Origin of the sequence: Marinomonas phycocola (assembly GCF_047525455.1) — a bacterium.
In the GTDB taxonomy this organism is placed as follows: domain Bacteria; phylum Pseudomonadota; class Gammaproteobacteria; order Pseudomonadales; family Marinomonadaceae; genus Marinomonas.
Map to the genome: position 1 here is coordinate 1 of NZ_JBLIXL010000008.1, position 19,915 is coordinate 19,915.

Sequence of the window (19,915 nt, forward strand, 5' to 3'; positions counted from 1 at the left end):
AATTTAAAGAGATTTATCATCGAATGGTTACCGCTGGAAAACCTAAAAAAGTCGCCATTATTGCCTGTATAAGAAAGCTCGTAGTGATCATAAATTCGATGGTGAGAGATGGTGTCATGTGGAACCCTAAAATGGTTTAACATTAGGAATTGACACCATAGTCACTTGTTATATTTTTTATGCCACCGCAAAGTTTACAGAGTGAACATTACTTAAAAATCGAAGCACTTGCTTTACTATGTAAGACTTTATTAATAAGCTTTTTACCCGCCTAATCAAATACGCATAACTGAAAAACAGAATTAGCTAAATCAATACCAATAAAATGAATAGTGTTCATAGTTTTTCTCCTTTTTAAACTAACATAATCAGTATAGAAGGGAGTGTCCATTTCATTATTTTATAAAAAAGAGTAGATTGCCATACTTTTCAACATTCGTTCACAACCCATCTATTGATGTCCGACCAAGGCATAAGAACAGCACAAGAGTTACTCGGTCATAACGATGTGTCTACAACTCAAATTTATACACCTGTAATTGTGTCGACATTTTGCTGGCATAAACAACCTTCTTGATCAAATCATATGAAATTTTTACGTTTTAAACGCCAACAAAACACCGCTAATTTTTACTTTACATGTTTCAAGAAGATGTCACTAAATCAAACTCTTTATCTGGCCTAGCGGCCTAGTGAATTTTATCTAGCCCTTTCCTCCACCTTGGAAGACACAAAGGAAGGGAAAGTAAAAACATTCAATTAAGCAAAAGACAAAGGCTTTGATGAAGGTGAGTATTCGACTTTGTGATGATTGAGGGTATTGTCATGGTCGAGAGTCTAACAATGTCGGAAGGCGCCTATGGCTTTTTCAACCTATGCTCATAACTTACGACTCTTCACTTTGAAGAGAGAGCGGAGGGAAACAATTTTTGAGTTTTTAATTGACTCTTAATCTTGTATTAGGCAGGATTAACATTCAACTTTTAAAATACAAACATCAAAAAATCATGAACTTACTTTCTTATAAACAGCTAGCAAAAAAGTGTAAGGTGAATAAACCTTGCATCACGGCTGCTCGTTTAAAGTAATCATATTTAACCTCGACAGCCAACGGGTTGTGAGGAGCTTTCTTTATCCCCTTCCTAATTGGCGTCATAATTTAATAGGACAGACCTATGTTCCGCGGCGCAATTACAGCTTTAATTACTCCTTTTATTAATGGTCAACTTGATGAAGATGCGTTAAGACGCATCGTGCGTTGGCAGATAGAAGAAGGCATTAATGGATTAGTACCTGTAGGCACCACCGGGGAGTCACCCACCTTATCAGAAGCAGAGCATAAACGCGTTATTGAAATCACCGCAGAAGAAACAAACGGTCGAGTACCTGTTATTGCGGGGGCGGGTTCAAATAACCCCGTTGAAGCCGTTGAATACTCACACCACGCACAAAAATCTGGCGCAAACGCTACCTTACACGTAGCGGGTTATTACAACCGACCAAATCAAGCGGGTTTGTATGAGCATTACCGTTATGTTCATGATAACTCTGAATTACCAATTATTGTTTACAATATCCCCCCTCGTGCCATTGTTTGTCTTGAAGTCGATACATTAGCAAAACTGGCCGAGCTTCCAAGAATTGTCGGTGTGAAAGACGCTACGGGGGATCTGACTCGCCCAATTCAAGAACGGGCACTGATCAATAAAGGATTTAGCTTTTTAAGCGGCGATGATCCAACCACCGTGGCATACAATGTTGGCGGTGGGCACGGTTGCATATCCGTGACATCCAACATGGCACCAAGAAAAGTCGCGGACGTACAAACATTGTGCTTAGAAGGCAATTTCGTACAGGCCCAAGCACTACAGGATCAGCTGTTTGCTTTACACAGTGCGCTATTTTGCGAGCCAAGCCCAGCAGGCGTTAAATACGGTATGTCATTGCTTAATTTATGTTCGGAAGAGTGCCGTTTACCTGTAATGCCTTTGAGAGAGCAAAGTAAAGCAAAAATCAAACAGGCTATGCAAACCTTGCAGCTTATCTAACAGCCCTAAGCTAATACATCAAACGGATACACCTCGCTTCTATCAATTAAGGGGACATAGAAGCGAGATGAATTCAATTCATACTATCGTGATCAAATAACACCTTAAATGCTCCTACCCCTTATTTGTTTTTGATATATTGATATACACTAAGTCATACATCATTTAAGCCTTATCTTTATAGGATATCAAAATAATGTTAGGAATTACGGTTTGGGGGCTCGCTGTAGGGCAAGCGCTTTTAATTACAGGCAATATTTTACTTGTTTCAGTAACGGCTCTTATTGGGCACAAACTTGCTCCTGACTTATCGTTAGCGACTCTTCCAATTGCTACGCAGTTTTTAGGTCTGATGGGGATTACCTTGCCTGCCGCATTTATGATGAAAGCAGTAGGAAGGAAAGCAGGCTTCTTTATTGGGAATATGATTGGTATTGTTGGCGCAACTCTGGCATTTTACGCTCTACAGAATGCCCACTTTACTTTGTTTTGTATTGCCACCCTATTATTAGGCATGTCCATCGGTGTTGGTCAACAATACCGTTTTGCCGCTATTGAAAATGCGCCGAGCGACAAAACACCTCAAGCCATTAGTTTGGTCATGGGTGCAGGCATCATTGCAGCGGTGCTTGGGCCAAATATGGCAATCTGGGCTGAATTCACTTTTCCTGACACCCAATATTTAGGCGCATTTGCAGCTCTGCTTGTTCTCTATGTTCTGACTACCTTACTCATTCTGGCTTTACCTCTGAAGCAGCCGACAGTAGAAGAGCAAAGTGGCATACCTAGATCCTACTCCACTTTGTTAAAACAACCGGAACTAATAGCCGCCATTACCTCTGGTGTGATTGGCTATGGCGTGATGACCTTGGTAATGACGGCCACACCACTTGCCATGCACGGCCATGGCTTTCGCTTTGATAGCACTGCGACGGTTATCCAATGGCATGTACTGGGGATGTTCGCGCCTTCTTTCTTCACAGGCAAATTAATTCAAAAATTTGGCACCACCAGTATTATTCAATCTGGCTGCTTGCTGCTAATACTTTGTGTTGTGTTAACTCAACTGGGCAGAAGCTATTGGCACTTTTGGATAGCTTTGCTTTTCCTTGGGATTGGTTGGAACTTTACCTTTATTGGTGCAACCACCTTACTGACCAAAACCTATCAACCTGCGGATAAGGCAAAAGTTCAAGGTCTAAACGATTTTATGGTATTTACGGGAGCAACCATCGGCAGTGTGCTTGCAGGGTATTGGCAGAACATATACGGCTGGGAAATTTTGAATTTACTAATGATTCCCTTTATTGTTGTCGCTATGATCAGTGTTTGGATGAGTACGAGAAAACCACTTTCAATAAAGTCCGACTAGATTTAGACTAAGAGCCCTAAAAATTCACTCGGAAACAAACATGGCAAAGCAAGGTTCTGGCCTAGGGCAACTTGTCCAAGGCCGTATCTTTAAAGCAGTGTTATTTTTTCTTGTTGCGGCGACTTGTTACGCACTGAGCGCAACCATCATCCTCTTTTTCATGTGGATTGTTGGTGCCATTGTGCATTTATGGTCAATTATTGATGCAGCAAGATACTCTAATTAGAGTATCTTGTTTCATTTCTTATCGGTTATTTTTTGTTTTCTCTTATATCTTCCATGAATTTACACCTTCCACGAACAATACTTTCTGTCTTCTTCCTTTTCTTTACACGGAAAAGCCAATGTATTATTGGGTATCCAACTCACCTCTACATCCGCATGATTAGGGTCTATCCATAGATTCCCGATGGCAACCAAACGTTCGTTTTGAAAAACATAAGGCAAATGCTCTCGCCACCACACAGGAATTCGTTGATCATTAAACCATTTTTTCAATGACCTATGATTACCCGATGGCATTAATAAATCAATCTGATTGGGGCGGCGCCTTAACTCTAATAGCCCTTCAGCGGTTACTATCAAAGAGTCAAACGCACGGTTAACTTTCATTCCCGATGATATTTGGATCGCTTGAACAGAAATATCTTGAGGCAAGACATACAAGCATTCTCTAAATCGTTGAAGACGCTTTCCTGATAGTTCGATTAATGGCTGTTGGCCTACGGTGGCAGTCAAGCTTAGCGCCATATTTTTTAATTGAACATAAGTGGCGTTAATGTCATGCATTCTTAAAAAGTTCTGCAACCAAAACACTTGCTCTTCAATCGCCAGTTCATGTAAATCCGTTAACCGTAAACCGCCCCATTTATTCTGCCTTTGTCGAATAAAATGAGATGAGAAGTGATCCAGCATTTTATAATCGACCTGTACACGGTTTGCCGTATTGGACAAATGCTCATCAATTGAAGGTGATAATTCACGCAGCAATGGTAATACATCGTGTCTGATTTTATTCCGGCTGAAACGAACGTCGTCATTTGACTCATCTTCGACCCATGTTAGCCCATGTTGCATGGCATAATTATAGAACGCCTGTTTCGATAGATGCATCAATGGGCGTAATAAAAAGCCGTCAGAAAATACTCTAGAATGAGGAATGCCAGACAGACCTCGTCCGCCCGTGCCTCTCAGCAATCGAAACAAAACGGTTTCGGCCTGATCTCCCATATGATGCCCTAAAAGAAGCACACTATGAGAATCAACATAGCGTTCAAATATTTTGTAACGCGCGTCTCTCGCATTTTCCTCTAATGAGCCTTTGGACAAATCCAGCTCAACTCGATGACTGTAAAAAGGCACATTAATTGTTTTACACAAGGTTTCACAATGTATTGACCAATCATCGGCATTGATACTTAAACCATGATGGACATGTACAGCAATCACTCGCTTCTTTAACTTTAATTGAATAAGAGAATGCAACAACACAACTGAGTCAACGCCACCGCTTAGTCCAACGACAATGGTCTCAACACTCCCTGATTGTAAAAAAGTAACATCCTCTTTTTGATATTCAAAAGACATTCAATTAATACTCTTTCCAAGACACATTAAGATACATTAGAGGCCATTAAAAACAAAAAAGCCCCCAAAAAGGAGGCTATTTTCAACACATTGTTTTATAAACCGTAAGACATTAGACGGTTATAACGACGCTCTAACAGTTCATCCATGCTGTATTCAGACATGCGTTCAAGTGACGCTAAAATATTTTCTTTTAGGTTTTGTGCCATTTGTTCATGAGAAACGTGCGCACCACCCATAGGTTCAGGCACAATCGTGTCAACAATACCAATTTCTTTTAATCGATCAGAAGTAATGCCCATCGCTTTTGCAGCGTCAGAAGCACGATCAGCGCTTTTCCAAAGTATAGAGGCACATCCTTCTGGAGAGATAACAGAATAAGTACCATATTGAAGCATCATTAGTTCATCACATACACCAATAGCCAAGGCACCACCAGAGCCGCCTTCACCAATAACTGTCGATATAATTGGCGTTTTTAAACGAGACATAGCTGCCAAATTGAAAGCGATGGCTTCACTTTGCCCACGCTCTTCTGCGCCAATACCTGGATATGCTCCAGGGGTATCAATTAATGTCACTATCGGCATTTTAAAGCGTTCTGCGGTTTCCATTAAACGCAATGCTTTGCGATATCCTTCTGGACGTGGCATACCAAAATTACGTAACACTTTTTCTTTTACTTCACGTCCTTTCTGATGACCAATTATCATCACAGGACGACCGTCTAAACGTGCAATACCACCAACAATAGCTCGGTCATCAGCATAATGTCTATCGCCATGCATTTCTTCAAAGTCTGTAAATACATGTTCGATGTAATCTAATGTATAAGGACGTTTAGGGTGACGAGCAAGTTGCGATACCTCCCAAGCCCCTAAGTTATTGAAAAGACTTTGCGTTAACGCAACTTTCTTTTCCTCTAGGCGACTAATCTCATCCCCTATGTTGAGTTCATTGTCATTGCCAACTAATCGAAGTTCTTCAATTTTTTGCTCAAGTTCAGCAATTGGCTGTTCAAAAGGTAAATAATTTAAATTCATGATATACACACTGCTGCATGGTTCATCGAGAACAAAAAAAGCCTATATTGACTTCCCTTGCTATCCTTACTGCTACGATACTGTAGCGCTCTTATTCTGAATAACGATAAAATTGACTAATTATACACGAGCTGAACATTTTGTTTACCGTAATGTTTCTGAAGTTCGTGGATTAATTGATCATCTGGCATGATTTTCCAATTTGCCCCCAGTCTGATGTCTCCTTGAGCTCGCTCTGTCGTCAATGTGACCACAACATCACACCCTTCTCCTAAATAAGGTTGCAAGCATTGGGATAAAGTACGTACATCATTTGGTGTCACATCATCTTTCAACCAATTGATTCGTAGGGCTTCTACATAGCGTACTCTAGCTTGAGGGAAGTCCAATACTTTACGGGCAATGACTTTTTGCCCTCCTCTAAATTCATCAACACTGATTTCTCCCTCTACGACAACCACCTGATCTTTGACAATCACATGGCGATACTCTTCATAAGAGTCAGGGAAAATCGTTACTTCAATTCGAGCAGATCGATCATCCAAAGTAACAAACGCAATATTGCCACCTTTTTTACTTTTCGTGATACGTAAATCCACAATCAAACCGGCTATAATCTGCGCTTCGCGTTTAGGTTGTAGGTCGACAATTCGAGCACGAGCAAAACGTCTAATTTCTCGCTCATAATCCTCTATTGGATGACCAGTAACATACAAACCTAAGGTGTCTTTTTCACCATCTAAGCGTTGTCGACTTGGCCATTCTATTTGGATGCCCGCTTCGTCATAAGCATCGTCTGTACTTTCTTCAAGGGCAATTCCGAATAGGTCCATCATGCCAGCATCTTGGCTTTTAGCACTTTGATCAGCGCGTTTTAATGCGTCTGGAATGCAATTAAATAACGTTGCTCTGTTTGGGCCGATGGTATCAAATGCACCAGATAGAACCAGCGCTTCCATTACTCGCTTATTGACTTTACGGCCCACTCGTTCACAAAAATCAAAGATATGTTCAAATGCACCATCCTTACGAGCCTCAACAATCGCTTCAATCGGACCTTCACCCACACCTTTAATAGCGCCTAGGCCATAGATAATTTCATTATTTGGGTTGACGGTAAACTTGTACATAGATTCGTTTACATTTGGCAGCTGGAGTGTCAACTTCATTGCACGGCATTCTTCAATGAATATAACGATTTTGTCTGTGTTTTGCATATCGGCTGACAATACCGCCGCCATAAATGGGGCTGGATAATGATTTTTTAACCAAGCCGTTTGATAAGAAACCAATGCATACGCCGCAGAATGGGATTTGTTAAATCCATATCCAGCAAATTTCTCCATCAAATCAAATATGTTACCCGCTAGATCCTTATCAACTCCGTGCTTGCTCGCCCCCTCCATAAAGATCAAACGTTGTTCAGCCATTACTTCTGGCTTTTTCTTACCCATTGCTCGACGTAATAGATCGGCCCCACCCAGACTAAAACGAGCCAATACTTGTGCAATTTGCATTACTTGTTCTTGATATAAAATAATACCGTACGTCGGCTCAAGAACAGGAATCAGATCATCGTGCTGATAATCCGCATGAGGGAACGCAACCTCCGCCCGACCGTGCTTTCGGTTGATAAAATCGTCTACCATTCCTGAGCCTAAAGGTCCGGGACGATACAAGGCAACCAAGGCGATAATATCTTCAAAGCGTGAAGGCAATAGCTTTTTTATCAACTCTTTCATGCCGCGCGACTCTAACTGAAACACCGCGGTGGTTTCTGCTCTTTGCAACAGTTCGTATGTGGTTTTTTCTTCTAAGTCGATTAAACTGATGTCTAAATCAGGCTTGCCATCATACGCATTGATTTGATTAATGTTTTTAACGGCCCAATCCACAACGGTTAATGTTTTTAAACCTAAGAAGTCAAACTTTACTAACCCTGCCTCTTCTACATCATTTTTATCGTATTGTGTCACCAGACCGGATCCGTCTTCTTCACAATACAAAGGCGCAAAGTCAGTAAGCTTTGTCGGTGCGATTACAACCCCACCAGCATGTTTACCGAAATTACGCACGACGCCTTCTAATGAAAATGCCATGTCCATTATTTCAGCTGCATCTTCATCGGAATCAATGAATTCTTGTAATGCAGGCTCCGCTTCCAATGCCTTCTTGAGAGTCATACCAATTTCGAACGGAATCAGCTTAGAAAGTTTATCGCCCAAGCTGTAAGGGCGGCCTTGCACCCTAGCAACGTCCCGCACTACAGCTTTCGCCGCCATTGCACCAAAGGTAATAATCTGAGATACCGCATCCCTACCGTATGTTTGCGCCACATAATCAATTACTTTGTCTCGATTTTCCATGCAAAAATCGATATCGAAATCGGGCATAGACACACGTTCTGGGTTCAAGAATCGCTCGAAAAGAAGATCGTATTCTAGGGGATCAAGATCGGTGATGTTGAGCACATAGGCAACCAAAGATCCAGCACCCGAGCCACGCCCTGGGCCTACGGGAATGTCGTTATCTTTTGCCCATTGTATGAAATCCATAACGATAAGAAAGTAGCCGGGGAACCCCATTTGTAAAATGATGTCCAGCTCAAAGTCTAAGCGATCAATGTACTCTTGTTTTCGATCGGATATTCTTTGACCGTACTTCTTAACTAAGAAATCAAAACGCACCTTGAGTCCGTCATGAGACAAATGACGGAAATACTCATCCATTGTCATACCATCAGGGACAGGAAAATCAGGTAAAAAATATTCCCCAAGCAGAACATCCACATTACACCGTTTCGCTATTTCAACGGTATTTTCCAGCGCTTCTGGAATGTCTTCAAACAACGCTTCCATTTCCTCTGGAGACTTTAGATACTGCTCTTCTGAATAACGCTTTAGTCGCCTCGGATCATCCAGTGTTACACCATCATTGATGCATACCCTAGCTTCATGAGCTTCAAAATCTTCTCGTTTTAAAAATCGTACGTCGTTCGTGGCGACTACAGGACAATCAAGCTCATCTGCCAACGAGATTACTGAATGTATGTAATCTTCTTCGCCCTTACGACCCGTTCTTTGTAGTTCGATATAGAAGCGATTAGGGTAAACTGCCATCCAGTGTTGTAATTGCTGTTTAGCAAGACCAATCTGACCAGAGTCTAGATATTGACCAACATCTCCATATTGAGCACCAGAAATCGCGATAACATCACTGCTGTATTGCTCTAACCAAGACGCTTGAATGATCGGTCGCCCTTGATGCTGCCCAAGTTGATAGCCTTTTGATATCACTTCTATTATGTTTTTATAACCTCTATTGTTCATGGCCAATAGAGTAAAGCGCGAGTTACTCTCCAACTCCCCATGGGCTGCAACCATGACATCGGCACCACAAATAGGCTTTATGCCAGAAGACATCGCGCCTTTGTAAAAACGAACAAAACTACATAAGTTATTTTCATCGGTAATGGCAACCGCAGGCATATTCAGTTTTTCAGTATCGCCTAGCAAGCCTTTGACTTTAACCAGACCATCAACCAAAGAAAATTCGGTATGCACTCGTAGATGGATAAATGAACGACTCACAGACTTACCTTTGTAGAATTTTTTTGACGGGCGCAAAACTACTTCGATGTATTGGTGTTACACCTAATGTTTCAAGCGCTAATAAATGTTGCGCTGTAGGATAGCCTTTATGCTTTTCCAAGCCATAACCGGGGTAAGTTTCAGCCAAAGCGACAATTTCGGCGTCTCGGTGAACTTTCGCTAAAATAGACGCAGCGGATATAGACGCCTCTCTTGCATCCCCTTTAATCACCGCTTCAGCGGAACAAGGTAAATCTAAAGGCACACGATTACCATCGATTAATGCATGTTCAGGTACAACAGACAAACCGTTGATGGCTCTGCTCATCGCTAACATGCTTGCATGCAATATATTTAACTCATCTATTTCTGCCACACTGGCAAAAGAGATGCAGTAAGATAACGCTTTTTCTTTGATCTCTTCAGCTAACGCATTACGTTTTTTCTCAGACAGTTTTTTTGAATCCGCCAGACCTAAGATAAGATTATTGGGATCAAGAATCACCGCAGCTGCAACAACACTTCCTGCTAGTGGGCCTCTACCCGCTTCGTCCGCTCCTGCAAATAGCTGCCCTTCGTATACTTCGCTTACAAACGGCTCCATTAACCTCTACCCTCATGGCTCTTTTTATCAATTAATTTAATAATAGCATTCGCAGCCGTATCGCCAGCTTGTTTTCTCAACATTAAATGTAGATCCAAATAAATGTCTCGAATATTTTGATCCGCTTCAAAGTCTTTCCATGTACTTAATAAGGTCTGCGCCAAACGTTCGGGTGTTGCATCATCTTGTATTAGTTCTGGGACTAACAATTTATTGGCTAATAAATTAGGCAAAGAAACATAAGGCACTTTGATCATACGAGACATAATCGAATAGGTTAATTGCGTAAAACGGTACGCAACGACCATTGGCCTTTTCACCAGCATCGCCTCTAACGCAGCCGTTCCCGATGCAAGCAATATGGCATCCGATGCAATCATAACCTCTCTTGATTGACCATCAACAATCACCGCTGAGACATGAGACGATAAAAGCAATTCAGATATCTGTTCTTTCCGCTCTTCATTTATTGCAGGAATAATAAATTGCGCATTAGGTTCTTGTTCTACTATTTGCTCCATAGCAGAGATAAACAAAGGCGCTAAACGCTCTACCTCTCCTCGTCTTGATCCCGGTAAAACCGCAAACAATGGGCCGTTATCGACGTTCATTCCAAGCTGCTTTCTAGCCAACTCACGGTCACACTTTAGAGGAATATCATCGGCAAGTGTATGGCCAACGCATTCGACAGGAATGTTATGTTGTTGATAAATAGGCATTTCAAAAGGAAAAAGAGACAACATTAAATCTACTGATTTTTTGATTTTGAAAATGCGTTTTTGACGCCACGCCCAAACAGACGGACTCACATAATGTACGGTAGGAATGTTTTTATTTTTAAGTTTACGTTCTAGGGGCAAAGTAAAATCAGGGGAGTCAATACCAATAAAAACAACTGGAGGATTCTCAATACAATGCTCATAAACACGTTTACGAATTTTTAATAATTCAAAGAGACGCCCTAATACTTCAACCAATCCCATAACAGACAACCTGTCCATTGGAACCATACTCTGAAAACCTTGAGCTTCCATCAAAGGACCACCGATGCCTTCAAACAGCGCATTTGGGCATTTTTCTTTCAAGGACGCAATTAAGTTTGCCCCCAATATGTCACCTGACGCTTCACCAGCGACAATAACAAAACGGGGGGTTGACGCATTACCACTCATAAAACAAAACACTCTTTCATAAAATTTAAGAACAATAGAGAATTACTGTCATAAAAAAACCCCAGATAAACTGGGGTTTTTTTATTTTTTACCCGGCCGAATAACGCCTCTTTTCGAGAGCCTAAACGACTGAACAAAAGAAAATACTTCTTTAAAGTCTTTCGCTAACCCTTGCTCTAACTCAACAAGAGCATCGTCTAATTTAAGACCTTTGAGGTAGACGAGTTTATACGAGTCTCTCAATGCTTTGATGACAGCCGCATCCATTCCTCGTCTCTTCATCCCTTCAAAATTCATTCCATGAGCACTTGATGGATTACCTGAAACCATGACATATTCAGGTACATCTTTAGTCACCATAGAGCCCATGCCACACATACTGAATGATCCAATACGGCAGAATTGGTGAATGCCAGTATAGCCACCAAGTAAAATCGAGTCACCAATCGTAACGTGACCTGCCAAAGCGGCGTAATTCGCCATAATATTGTCATCACCCACAATGCAGTCATGACCAATATGTGTACTGGCCATAAATAAATTACCGCTTCCAATCATAGTGACCCCATCATCTTGAATCGTACCACGATGAAGCGTGGCATTCTCCCGGATAACATTACGATCCCCTATAATAAGTTGAGTTGGCTCATCATTATATTTTTTATCCTGATTCGCCTCCCCAACAGAAGAAAATTGATAAATTTCATTGTCACAACCAATTGTCGTATGACCATTAATCACAACATGAGATTTAACTACTGTCCCAGAACCAATTTTAACATTTGGTCCAACAATCGAAAACGCACCTATTTCAACGTTTGCATCGATTTCAGCACTTGAATCAACTAAAGCCGTAGGGTGAATACTCACTAAACTTTCCTATCAGCACACAAAATTGTAGCGGAACAGGCTAATTCGCCGTCAACCGTTGCCCTACATTCAAATTTCCAAATGCCTCGTTTTTCAGTGACTATTTTAGCTTCTAACTGTAAGCAATCACCAGGAACAACTGGCCGCTTGAATCGAGTTTTATCGGAGCCTACAAAGTAATAAATAGAACCATCTTCTGGTGTCTTATCCATCGTTTTAAAACCTAAAACACCTGCAGCTTGAGCCATCGCTTCAATAATCAAAACTCCCGGCATTACTGGATGATCTGGAAAATGACCATTAAAATAAGGTTCATTTATCGTCACATTCTTATATGCAACTATCGATTCGCCTAAGTTAAGCTCCACTACTCTATCCACGAGTAAGAAAGGATATCTATGAGGTAAGTATCGGCGAATTTCATTCACATCCATCATTTAGCATCGACCTTTTAATTTAACTTGTTTATTTGTTTTTCCAATTGAGCAACCGTTTTTGCCATCTCATCAATTCGTCTAAGACGAGCAACGGAGCGTTTCCATTTATCGGTTGAGTCTAAAGCCGTACCAGAAGAGTAAGACCCTGACACTAAAATAGACTTAGAAACTAAACTCATTGCGGTAATGTGCACTCCATCAACTATATTCAAATGACCTATAACGCCTACGCCACCAGCAATAGTGCAATTGTTACCAATTTTTGTGCTACCCGCAATAGCAGCACAACCGGCAATCGCGGTATGGTTACCAACAACAACATTATGAGCAATTTGGACTTGGTTATCTATAATAACACCATTCCCTATACGAGTGTCCTCGATTGCTCCACGATCTATCGTTGTATTTGCACCTATTTCAACATTATTACCAATTCGAACAGATCCCAGCTGATGAATCTTTTGCCAACTGCCTTGAGTCGGGGCAAACCCAAAACCATCTGCACCAATGACTGCACCACTGTGAATAATACAGTTCTCTCCAATCAGGACACCATGATAAAGAGTAACATTTGCATTTAGCTTAGTTCCACTGCCAATAACGACGTTCGCGCCGATAACACAGCCCACACCAATCACAACGTTATCTTCTAGCGTAACATTATCTTCAATTACAGCGTTCGGGCTAATAACAACATTTTGCCCAATAAAAGCACTTTCAGAAACAACAGCACGAGCATGTATACCGGACCATGAAGGAGCAGAAACATCAAATAAGGCCGATAACTTAGCAAACGCTAAATATGGATCAGAAACAATAATGGCGTTTTTTATTTGATTTGCTTGCAATCGATTTTTAACCAATACAGCACCTGCTGACGTTGTATCTAATGCCGATAAATACTTTGGATTAGCGATAAAAGCCAATTGATTAGACGTTGCTGAATTGATAGTGCCCAGACCGTCAATTTGCTTCGTTTTATCACCTTGCAAAGTGCCATTCACATATTCAGACAATTGCGCCAAAGTATAAGACATTATTATTTAGCCTCATTTAACCTTTTAATAAATTCAGCGGTTAAATCAACATCCCCACTTGCATACAAACTAAGCTGTCTATTTAAAACCAAGTCCAATTTTTTCTCAGCTATTAGAGCTTTCAAAATAACTTCAGCATCGGACGATAAGGTATCGATCAACTGCTGTTCCATCTGTTTCGCCTGTCTCTGCATGTTTGCCGCCATGTTACGGATAGCGGCATCTCTTTGGTTCAGCTCTTGTATGCGTCTTTGATACTCTTCTGGAGCCAGTGTTAACTCCTCTTTTTTAAGTTCTTTTGCAAAAGCGTCTAACGCCAATCTAGAGTTATTAAGTTGAGACTCCATATTACGAATTTGTTGGCGAGGCTCTACAGAAGCCGCCTGCCCTTTTTCACTTTGCAATAGGGCGCCTCTAAAATCAATCACCGCAACCTCTGTTGCATTACTAGGCAAAGACAATACGGCACCTAAAAACAGCCCTAAAAATGTTTTCATCTATTCCCCTTAAAAGGTTGTACCTAACTGAAATTGAAAGAAATCGGTTGAATCGCCTGTTTTAGAATTCAGAGATTTAGCAAAATTGAATGACAGAGGTGCGATAGGCGTAATCCACGTCCAATTAAGACCAACACTGTAACGTATCTCATTAATATCGACACCTTCATTACATTGATTATTGCTGGATAAACACTGATCCGTAAACACATTTCCCGCGTCAAAAAATAACGATGTTCTTACAGATTTATGATCTTCAACCATAGGTAATGGGAAAATAAATTCCGCCGTTGCCGCTATCAAAATATTACCACCGATAGCAGATGGCTGCTCAGTACTGTCGTCAGGATAAGAATTTTTAGGCCCTAGGGATGCAGACTCAAACCCTCTGACGGTAGAACTACCACCTGCAAAGTAGTTTTCGAAGAAAGGAAGTTGTTCAGTATCTCCATAGCCAAAGCCATAGCCTAATCGGCCTTTCAACCTTATTAACCACAAATTGGATTCATTAATATTCCAATACTTCTGACTGGTTAAATCCACTTTACCGTATTCTTGATCACCTGAGGGTAAGGCAAGGTTAAAGCTCAATTTCGTTGAATACCCGTCAGTCGGAAGTACGCCACCAATTAAATCATTATCAGTCCATGTTAGATTGGCAATAAAGTCATCATAAGCATCACCATTATCATTAACATATTGAGACGTTTCATTCGAAGGATCCGTGCCCAACTTTACTGTTGTTTCTTTTACGGTCAAACCAAAACTCAATCTCTGAGTGTCTGATAATGGGTAACCAAAACGAACACTTGCACCAATCGTATCTAAATCGTAATCTTCAACATCATCGTCAGCATGATCACTAACCTGATAAAACAAATCAAACCCACGACTTACACCGTCAACCGTGAAATATGGGTTGTCATAAGACAAATTGTATTCTTGTGAACGGTCTGTACGACTGGCGTTGAAAGACAGTTTATTCCCTGTTCCTAAGAAATTTCTTTTAGCAATACCAAAACCTAATACCGTACCGCTTTCTTCAGAGTAACCAACGCTTGCTTGAATACTGCCTGACGCTTGCTCCTCAACCGTGATATTTAAATCGACTTGATCTGTTGTACCAGAAACAGGAATCGTTCTCAAATCAACTTTTCCAAAAAAGCCCAATCGTTCAAGACGACGCTTGGATGATTGAATTTTCGAATGACTGGCTAAACTCCCTTCAAACTGAGTTACTTCCCTTCGTAATACTTCATCTGTCGTTTCATTATTACCGCTAAATGTAATACGTCTCACATAAACCTTAGGGCCTGGAGTAATATGGTAAGTAATCTTTAATTTATTCCCCCCTAACTTTTCAGGAATTAAATTAACATTAGTAAATAGATAACCTTCGTCGCCCAACAAAGTCGATATACGATCCATTGTTGCCGTCACTTCTTTTCGAGAGAATAAGTCACCCGATTCTTGTTTTATTTTTTCAAGGATTTTTTCTTCAGGAACAATTAAGCTGCCATTAAGGGCGATCTCTTCAACCGTATAAGGAGAGCCTTCATCTACATTAATAACGATATAGACATTTTTCTTATCGCTGGACAAACTCACTTGGCTGGAGACCAAATTAAAATCTAAGTAACCACGGTCAAGATAAAAACTTCTAAGCTTTTCAAGATCTCCTTGAATCTTTTGCTTTGCGTACTCATCCGCGCTGCTAAAAGGGTTAAAGTAGCCTGTTTCTTTAGATTCAAAAAAACGAGTCGCTTCTTCATCGGTAAAGGCGGTATTACCTACGAGGTTCACATGAACGATTTTTGCGGTTGCACCTTCAGAAATATCAACATTCACTTTCACTCGATTACGAAGCATGGGCGTAACATTCAATTCAACTTTTGCACTGTATCGACCCAATGCATAATATTGCCTTTGCAACTCTTGCTCTATCTGGTTAAGTGAATTTGGCTGATATATTTCACCCACTTCAAGGCCCGACAGTTTAAGGCCTCTCTCCAATTCTTCCAAAGAGATCAGGTCATTACCTTCAATCACCAAATCACCAATAGAAGCACGCTCGACGACTTTAAAGATTAAAATGCCATCGTCTTCTAAAACGTCAATATCACTGAAGTACCCAGTTCCAAATAATTTTTTAATCGCTTGATGAACTTGATCAGAATCATAAGTTTGACCCTGATCAAAGCCAATCACCTCAAATGCTCTAGAAGGGAGCATTTTCACTAAACCATCAACACGAATATCTTCTATATTTTTTGACAGGCTATGTGCACTTAATACGCTCAAAAATAACGCAATAAAAAACTTCACCAACAACCTCTCTAAAGTCGCGCAATATCATTAAAAACAGCAACTGCCATTAATGTAAATAAAAGGGATGCACCTATTTTATAGGCAAAAATTTGAACACGTTCAGAGACTGGTTTTCTCCGCACAGCTTCAATACTAAAAAACAATAAATGACCTCCATCAAGCATAGGAATAGGCAATAAATTCAACACACCAAGACTCACACTTAAATACGCTAAAAAAGTTAGAAACGACTGTACACCCGAATCCGCAGAAGAGCTTGCGACCTGAGCGATGGTAATCGGCCCTGATAAATTGTCGATTGATATCAGACCCTTTACCATTTTGATAACCGACGAAAAGGTTAACTCAATCATTTTCCCTGTTTGCGCAATACCGTAATAGGCAGCGCCCCATAGAGAATACTCAATCGTTTTATACCAATCTTGACTGAGCGTCATTGGCTTAACAGCGAGTCCAACATACCCTACTAAACCTTCTCCACTTTCTTTTGCATCAGGCTGTAGTGTTAGCGATATTATTTCATCTTGTCTAATGAGCTGTAACTGTATATCGATATTAGGGCTCATTTGAACTACATTTACAAAATCTAGCCAATTCTCTATTGGCTGAGAGTTTGCAGAAATAATTAAATCACCTACAAGAATCCCTGAACGATAGGCCGCGCCACCATCAACCACCCGATCTATTTTAGATGGAATGACCACTCTGCGAGGCATCAGCCCAAAAGAATGAATTAAGTTTGATATCTCTCCACCTTTCAACCACTCACTAAGTTCAATTTGATCAGTATAAGTACGCTGTGTCTCAATATTCGTATATTTAAGAGATACTGTACCACTGTGCCCAATCAATGACGCAAGAGCGAGATTCACCTCTTCCCATGATCGAGTATCTTGGCCATTAATGTTAACAACTTCATCGCCTTCTCCGAGATTAACAAAAGAAGCTGGAGATTCAGGTACAACACTGCCCACAACAGGGCTCAGAGACTGGATGCCAATCAGAGCAACACAAAAATAAAAGAAAGCAGCTAAAATAAAATTGGCGATAGGGCCTGCTGCAACAATTGAAAAGCGTTGAAATAAACTCTTTTGATTAAATGCTAGGTGCCTTTCATTTTCAGCCACCGCTCCTTCTCGTTCGTCTAGCATACGAACATAGCCACCTAAAGGAATTAAAGCCAAAGAAAACTCGGTTCCATCTTTATTAACATAGGTATAAATAGGCTTACCAAATCCGATAGAAAAACGAAGTACCTTAACACCACATCGTCGGGCAATATAATAGTGCCCAAATTCATGGAATGTAATAAGGACGCCTAAAGCAACAGCAATAGATAAAATGGTTTGGATCACAAGTTTTTCCCAGACAGAATAATACGTTTAGCTAAATTTCGAGCCAGTTTATCACCCTCAAACACATCCTCCAAACTGGTAACAGGGACAGCTGGCAACTGTTCCAATACATATTGATTTATAGTGGCTATATCCAAAAAACCAATCTGATTATTTAAAAAAGCGTCAACAGCTATTTCATTTGCTGCATTTAAGTGCGCCATTGCTGTACCGCCCATATACCAAGCATCAGCAGCTAATTTCAAATTAGGGAAGCGAATTAAATCTGGAGCAGAGAAGTCAAGTTGGGCAACATCCATCAAGTTTAAATGCGGCACTTCAGTGGTAATTCGACTGGGCCAAGACATACCATACGCAATAGGAACCTTCATATCAGGCACCCCCATCTGAGCGATGACAGAACCGTCATCATAAGAAACCATCGAGTGAATAATACTTTGGGGATGGACAACAACATCAATATCATCTGGAGTCATATCAAACAGCCAACAGGCTTCGATCAACTCTAAACCTTTATTCATTAGGCTTGCAGAATCGATTGAAATTTTTTGCCCCATTGACCAATTTGGGTGATTACATGCTTCTGCTGGAGTGACGCTCCGCATATCCTCTAAAGACCAATGTCTAAAAGGGCCACCAGATGCGGTTAACAACAATTTAGAGACATGATGTTTTTGAAAACCAGAGGCATTCTGAGGTAAACACTGAAAAATGGCATTGTGCTCACTGTCAATTGGCATCAAAGTGACATTGTGTTTGGCCACTTCATCCATAAACAATCTTCCTGCGGTAACAAGAGATTCTTTATTCGCAAGTAAAATACGTTTTTTTGCACGAATGGCTGACAAGGTAGGTTTCAAGCCAGCAAAGCCCATGATAGCCGCCATAACTTGATCCACCTCAGGAGACGAAGCAACCATACACATCGCCTCTTCACCCCATTCAAATTGAATAGGCAAACCTTCACATTGCTTTGCTAGTGCATCACGAGCCTTAAGGCTTCCCATAACAGCTACTTTAGGCAAAAAATTTCGACATATTTCAGTCATTTTTTTTACATTGGTGTTTGCCGCAACAGCAAACAATGAAAATCTTTCTGGGTGCTGACGAAGAATATCAAGGGTACTGTCTCCAATAGAACCTGTTGCCCCCAATAAACATATTGACTGTTTTACAACCATCCAACAATCCCAAGCAATAATACAAAAATAGGAGAAGCCGATAGCAAACTGTCCACTCGATCCAGCACACCACCATGCCCAGGTATTAACTGACTTGAATCTTTAATACCCGTATGACGCTTAAAAAGGCTTTCCGTTAGATCACCTAAAACAGAAACCAACACAGTAATCAGAGCAATTACAGCAAGCGTGAGCCATGAAATAGTCGAAAAGTCCTGAAGGAAACTGAATATCAGTACCCCAAACTGAGTCAAGACAACGCCTCCAATTACGCCTTCCCATGACTTTCCTGGGCTCACATATCGGGCCAATTTTCTCTTGCCAAAACGCCTACCGCAGAAATAAGCCCCCGTATCAGCCCCCCAAATCAGCCCCATTAAAACAAGAATCCATGTAACAAAATTAACCTGATCTTTTAGTACAATAAAAGCAGACCAAGTCGTTATTAAAATAGAAAGGCCAAAAAACAACCTCACTAATGGGTGCTTCCAACTAGAAATTTTTGGATAACACACGACCCAGAAAAAAGCCCCTGCCCATAAAATAGGCGTGATATATAAAAGCACGTTTTGTAAAGAGAACAAATCGATACCATACAGCATGGTCCCAGTTAAGCCAGCAAAAGATAACCGCCCCGTTTGACTGGTAATATCCGATAATCGGGCCCACTCCCATGCACCAACAACAACAACACCTCCAAGGAAAAACATAAAGCCAATTTTATCTAACGCAAATAAACCAAAAACAAAAACGACGGCCATTGCTATAGCGCTTAATATTCTTGCTAATAACAT

At 40.8% G+C, this 19,915-nt stretch carries 17 protein-coding genes and 1 pseudogene; 5 read left to right on the plus strand and 13 right to left on the minus strand.

Going from position 1 to position 19,915, the window contains the following annotated elements; genetic code table 11:
• From ACMUMJ_RS07745 to ACMUMJ_RS07765, 5 genes and pseudogenes are all read left to right on the plus strand, one after another.
• Positions 1 to 140: pseudogene (locus ACMUMJ_RS07745) on the plus strand (IS110 family transposase); the annotation flags it as partial.
• Between the two features lie 317 nt (positions 141 to 457).
• A complete protein-coding gene (locus tag ACMUMJ_RS07750) occupies positions 458 to 577 on the plus strand; it encodes a hypothetical protein (protein WP_414678246.1) in 120 nt (39 codons plus the stop codon).
• Between the two features lie 598 nt (positions 578 to 1,175).
• Positions 1,176 to 2,048, plus strand: a complete 873-nt coding sequence (dapA, locus tag ACMUMJ_RS07755; protein ID WP_414678247.1) for a 4-hydroxy-tetrahydrodipicolinate synthase — start codon at positions 1,176 to 1,178, stop codon at positions 2,046 to 2,048.
• A 196-nt stretch (positions 2,049 to 2,244) separates the two neighbouring features.
• The gene (locus tag ACMUMJ_RS07760) at positions 2,245 to 3,420 is read left to right on the plus strand and encodes an MFS transporter (RefSeq protein WP_414678248.1); all 1,176 of its coding nucleotides are present in this window, start codon (positions 2,245 to 2,247) and stop codon (positions 3,418 to 3,420) included.
• 40 nt (positions 3,421 to 3,460) lie between these two features.
• The gene (locus ACMUMJ_RS07765; RefSeq protein WP_414678249.1) at positions 3,461 to 3,646 is read left to right on the plus strand and encodes a hypothetical protein; all 186 of its coding nucleotides are present in this window, start codon (positions 3,461 to 3,463) and stop codon (positions 3,644 to 3,646) included.
• Between the two features lie 59 nt (positions 3,647 to 3,705).
• Here ACMUMJ_RS07765 and tilS read toward each other — a convergent pair whose 3' ends face one another.
• The 13 genes from tilS to ACMUMJ_RS07830 form a co-directional block, all read right to left on the minus strand.
• A complete protein-coding gene (gene tilS, locus ACMUMJ_RS07770) occupies positions 3,706 to 5,007 on the minus strand; it encodes a tRNA lysidine(34) synthetase TilS (RefSeq protein WP_414678251.1) in 1,302 nt (433 codons plus the stop codon).
• A 95-nt stretch (positions 5,008 to 5,102) separates the two neighbouring features.
• A complete protein-coding gene (gene accA, locus ACMUMJ_RS07775; RefSeq protein ID WP_414678252.1) occupies positions 5,103 to 6,050 on the minus strand; it encodes an acetyl-CoA carboxylase carboxyl transferase subunit alpha in 948 nt (315 codons plus the stop codon).
• A gap of 116 nt (positions 6,051 to 6,166) precedes the next feature.
• A complete protein-coding gene (dnaE, locus tag ACMUMJ_RS07780) occupies positions 6,167 to 9,640 on the minus strand; it encodes a DNA polymerase III subunit alpha (RefSeq protein WP_414678253.1) in 3,474 nt (1,157 codons plus the stop codon).
• 4 nt (positions 9,641 to 9,644) lie between these two features.
• Positions 9,645 to 10,244 carry a ribonuclease HII gene (gene rnhB / locus ACMUMJ_RS07785; RefSeq protein ID WP_414678254.1) on the minus strand — a complete coding sequence of 200 codons (600 nt, stop codon included), beginning with the start codon at positions 10,242 to 10,244 and terminating at the stop codon, positions 9,645 to 9,647.
• Positions 10,244 to 11,416 carry a lipid-A-disaccharide synthase gene (lpxB, locus tag ACMUMJ_RS07790; protein WP_414678255.1) on the minus strand — a complete coding sequence of 391 codons (1,173 nt, stop codon included), beginning with the start codon at positions 11,414 to 11,416 and terminating at the stop codon, positions 10,244 to 10,246. Before lpxB ends, rnhB begins: the two co-directional genes overlap by 1 nt.
• An 81-nt stretch (positions 11,417 to 11,497) precedes the next feature.
• Positions 11,498 to 12,286: an acyl-ACP--UDP-N-acetylglucosamine O-acyltransferase gene (gene lpxA / locus ACMUMJ_RS07795; RefSeq protein ID WP_414678256.1), complete on the minus strand. Its 789-nt coding sequence runs from the start codon at positions 12,284 to 12,286 to the stop codon at positions 11,498 to 11,500.
• A complete protein-coding gene (fabZ, locus tag ACMUMJ_RS07800; protein ID WP_414678257.1) occupies positions 12,286 to 12,723 on the minus strand; it encodes a 3-hydroxyacyl-ACP dehydratase FabZ in 438 nt (145 codons plus the stop codon). The genes lpxA and fabZ overlap by 1 nt, the downstream gene beginning before the upstream one ends.
• Positions 12,724 to 12,737: 14 nt before the next feature.
• Positions 12,738 to 13,760 (minus strand): UDP-3-O-(3-hydroxymyristoyl)glucosamine N-acyltransferase, encoded by a 1,023-nt coding sequence (gene lpxD / locus ACMUMJ_RS07805; RefSeq protein ID WP_414678258.1) that lies wholly within the window; start codon positions 13,758 to 13,760, stop codon positions 12,738 to 12,740.
• Positions 13,761 to 13,762: 2 nt separating this feature from the next.
• The gene (locus tag ACMUMJ_RS07810) at positions 13,763 to 14,257 is read right to left on the minus strand and encodes an OmpH/Skp family outer membrane protein (protein ID WP_414678259.1); all 495 of its coding nucleotides are present in this window, start codon (positions 14,255 to 14,257) and stop codon (positions 13,763 to 13,765) included.
• A gap of 9 nt (positions 14,258 to 14,266) precedes the next feature.
• A complete protein-coding gene (bamA, locus tag ACMUMJ_RS07815) occupies positions 14,267 to 16,582 on the minus strand; it encodes an outer membrane protein assembly factor BamA (RefSeq protein WP_414678260.1) in 2,316 nt (771 codons plus the stop codon).
• A gap of 11 nt (positions 16,583 to 16,593) precedes the next feature.
• Complete coding sequence (rseP, locus tag ACMUMJ_RS07820) at positions 16,594 to 17,940, minus strand: RIP metalloprotease RseP (protein WP_414678261.1); 1,347 nt, start codon at positions 17,938 to 17,940, stop codon at positions 16,594 to 16,596.
• Positions 17,937 to 19,121 carry a 1-deoxy-D-xylulose-5-phosphate reductoisomerase gene (ispC, locus tag ACMUMJ_RS07825; RefSeq protein WP_414678262.1) on the minus strand — a complete coding sequence of 395 codons (1,185 nt, stop codon included), beginning with the start codon at positions 19,119 to 19,121 and terminating at the stop codon, positions 17,937 to 17,939. The genes rseP and ispC overlap by 4 nt, the downstream gene beginning before the upstream one ends.
• Positions 19,112 to 19,915: a phosphatidate cytidylyltransferase gene (locus ACMUMJ_RS07830; RefSeq protein WP_414678263.1), complete on the minus strand. Its 804-nt coding sequence runs from the start codon at positions 19,913 to 19,915 to the stop codon at positions 19,112 to 19,114. The genes ispC and ACMUMJ_RS07830 overlap by 10 nt, the downstream gene beginning before the upstream one ends.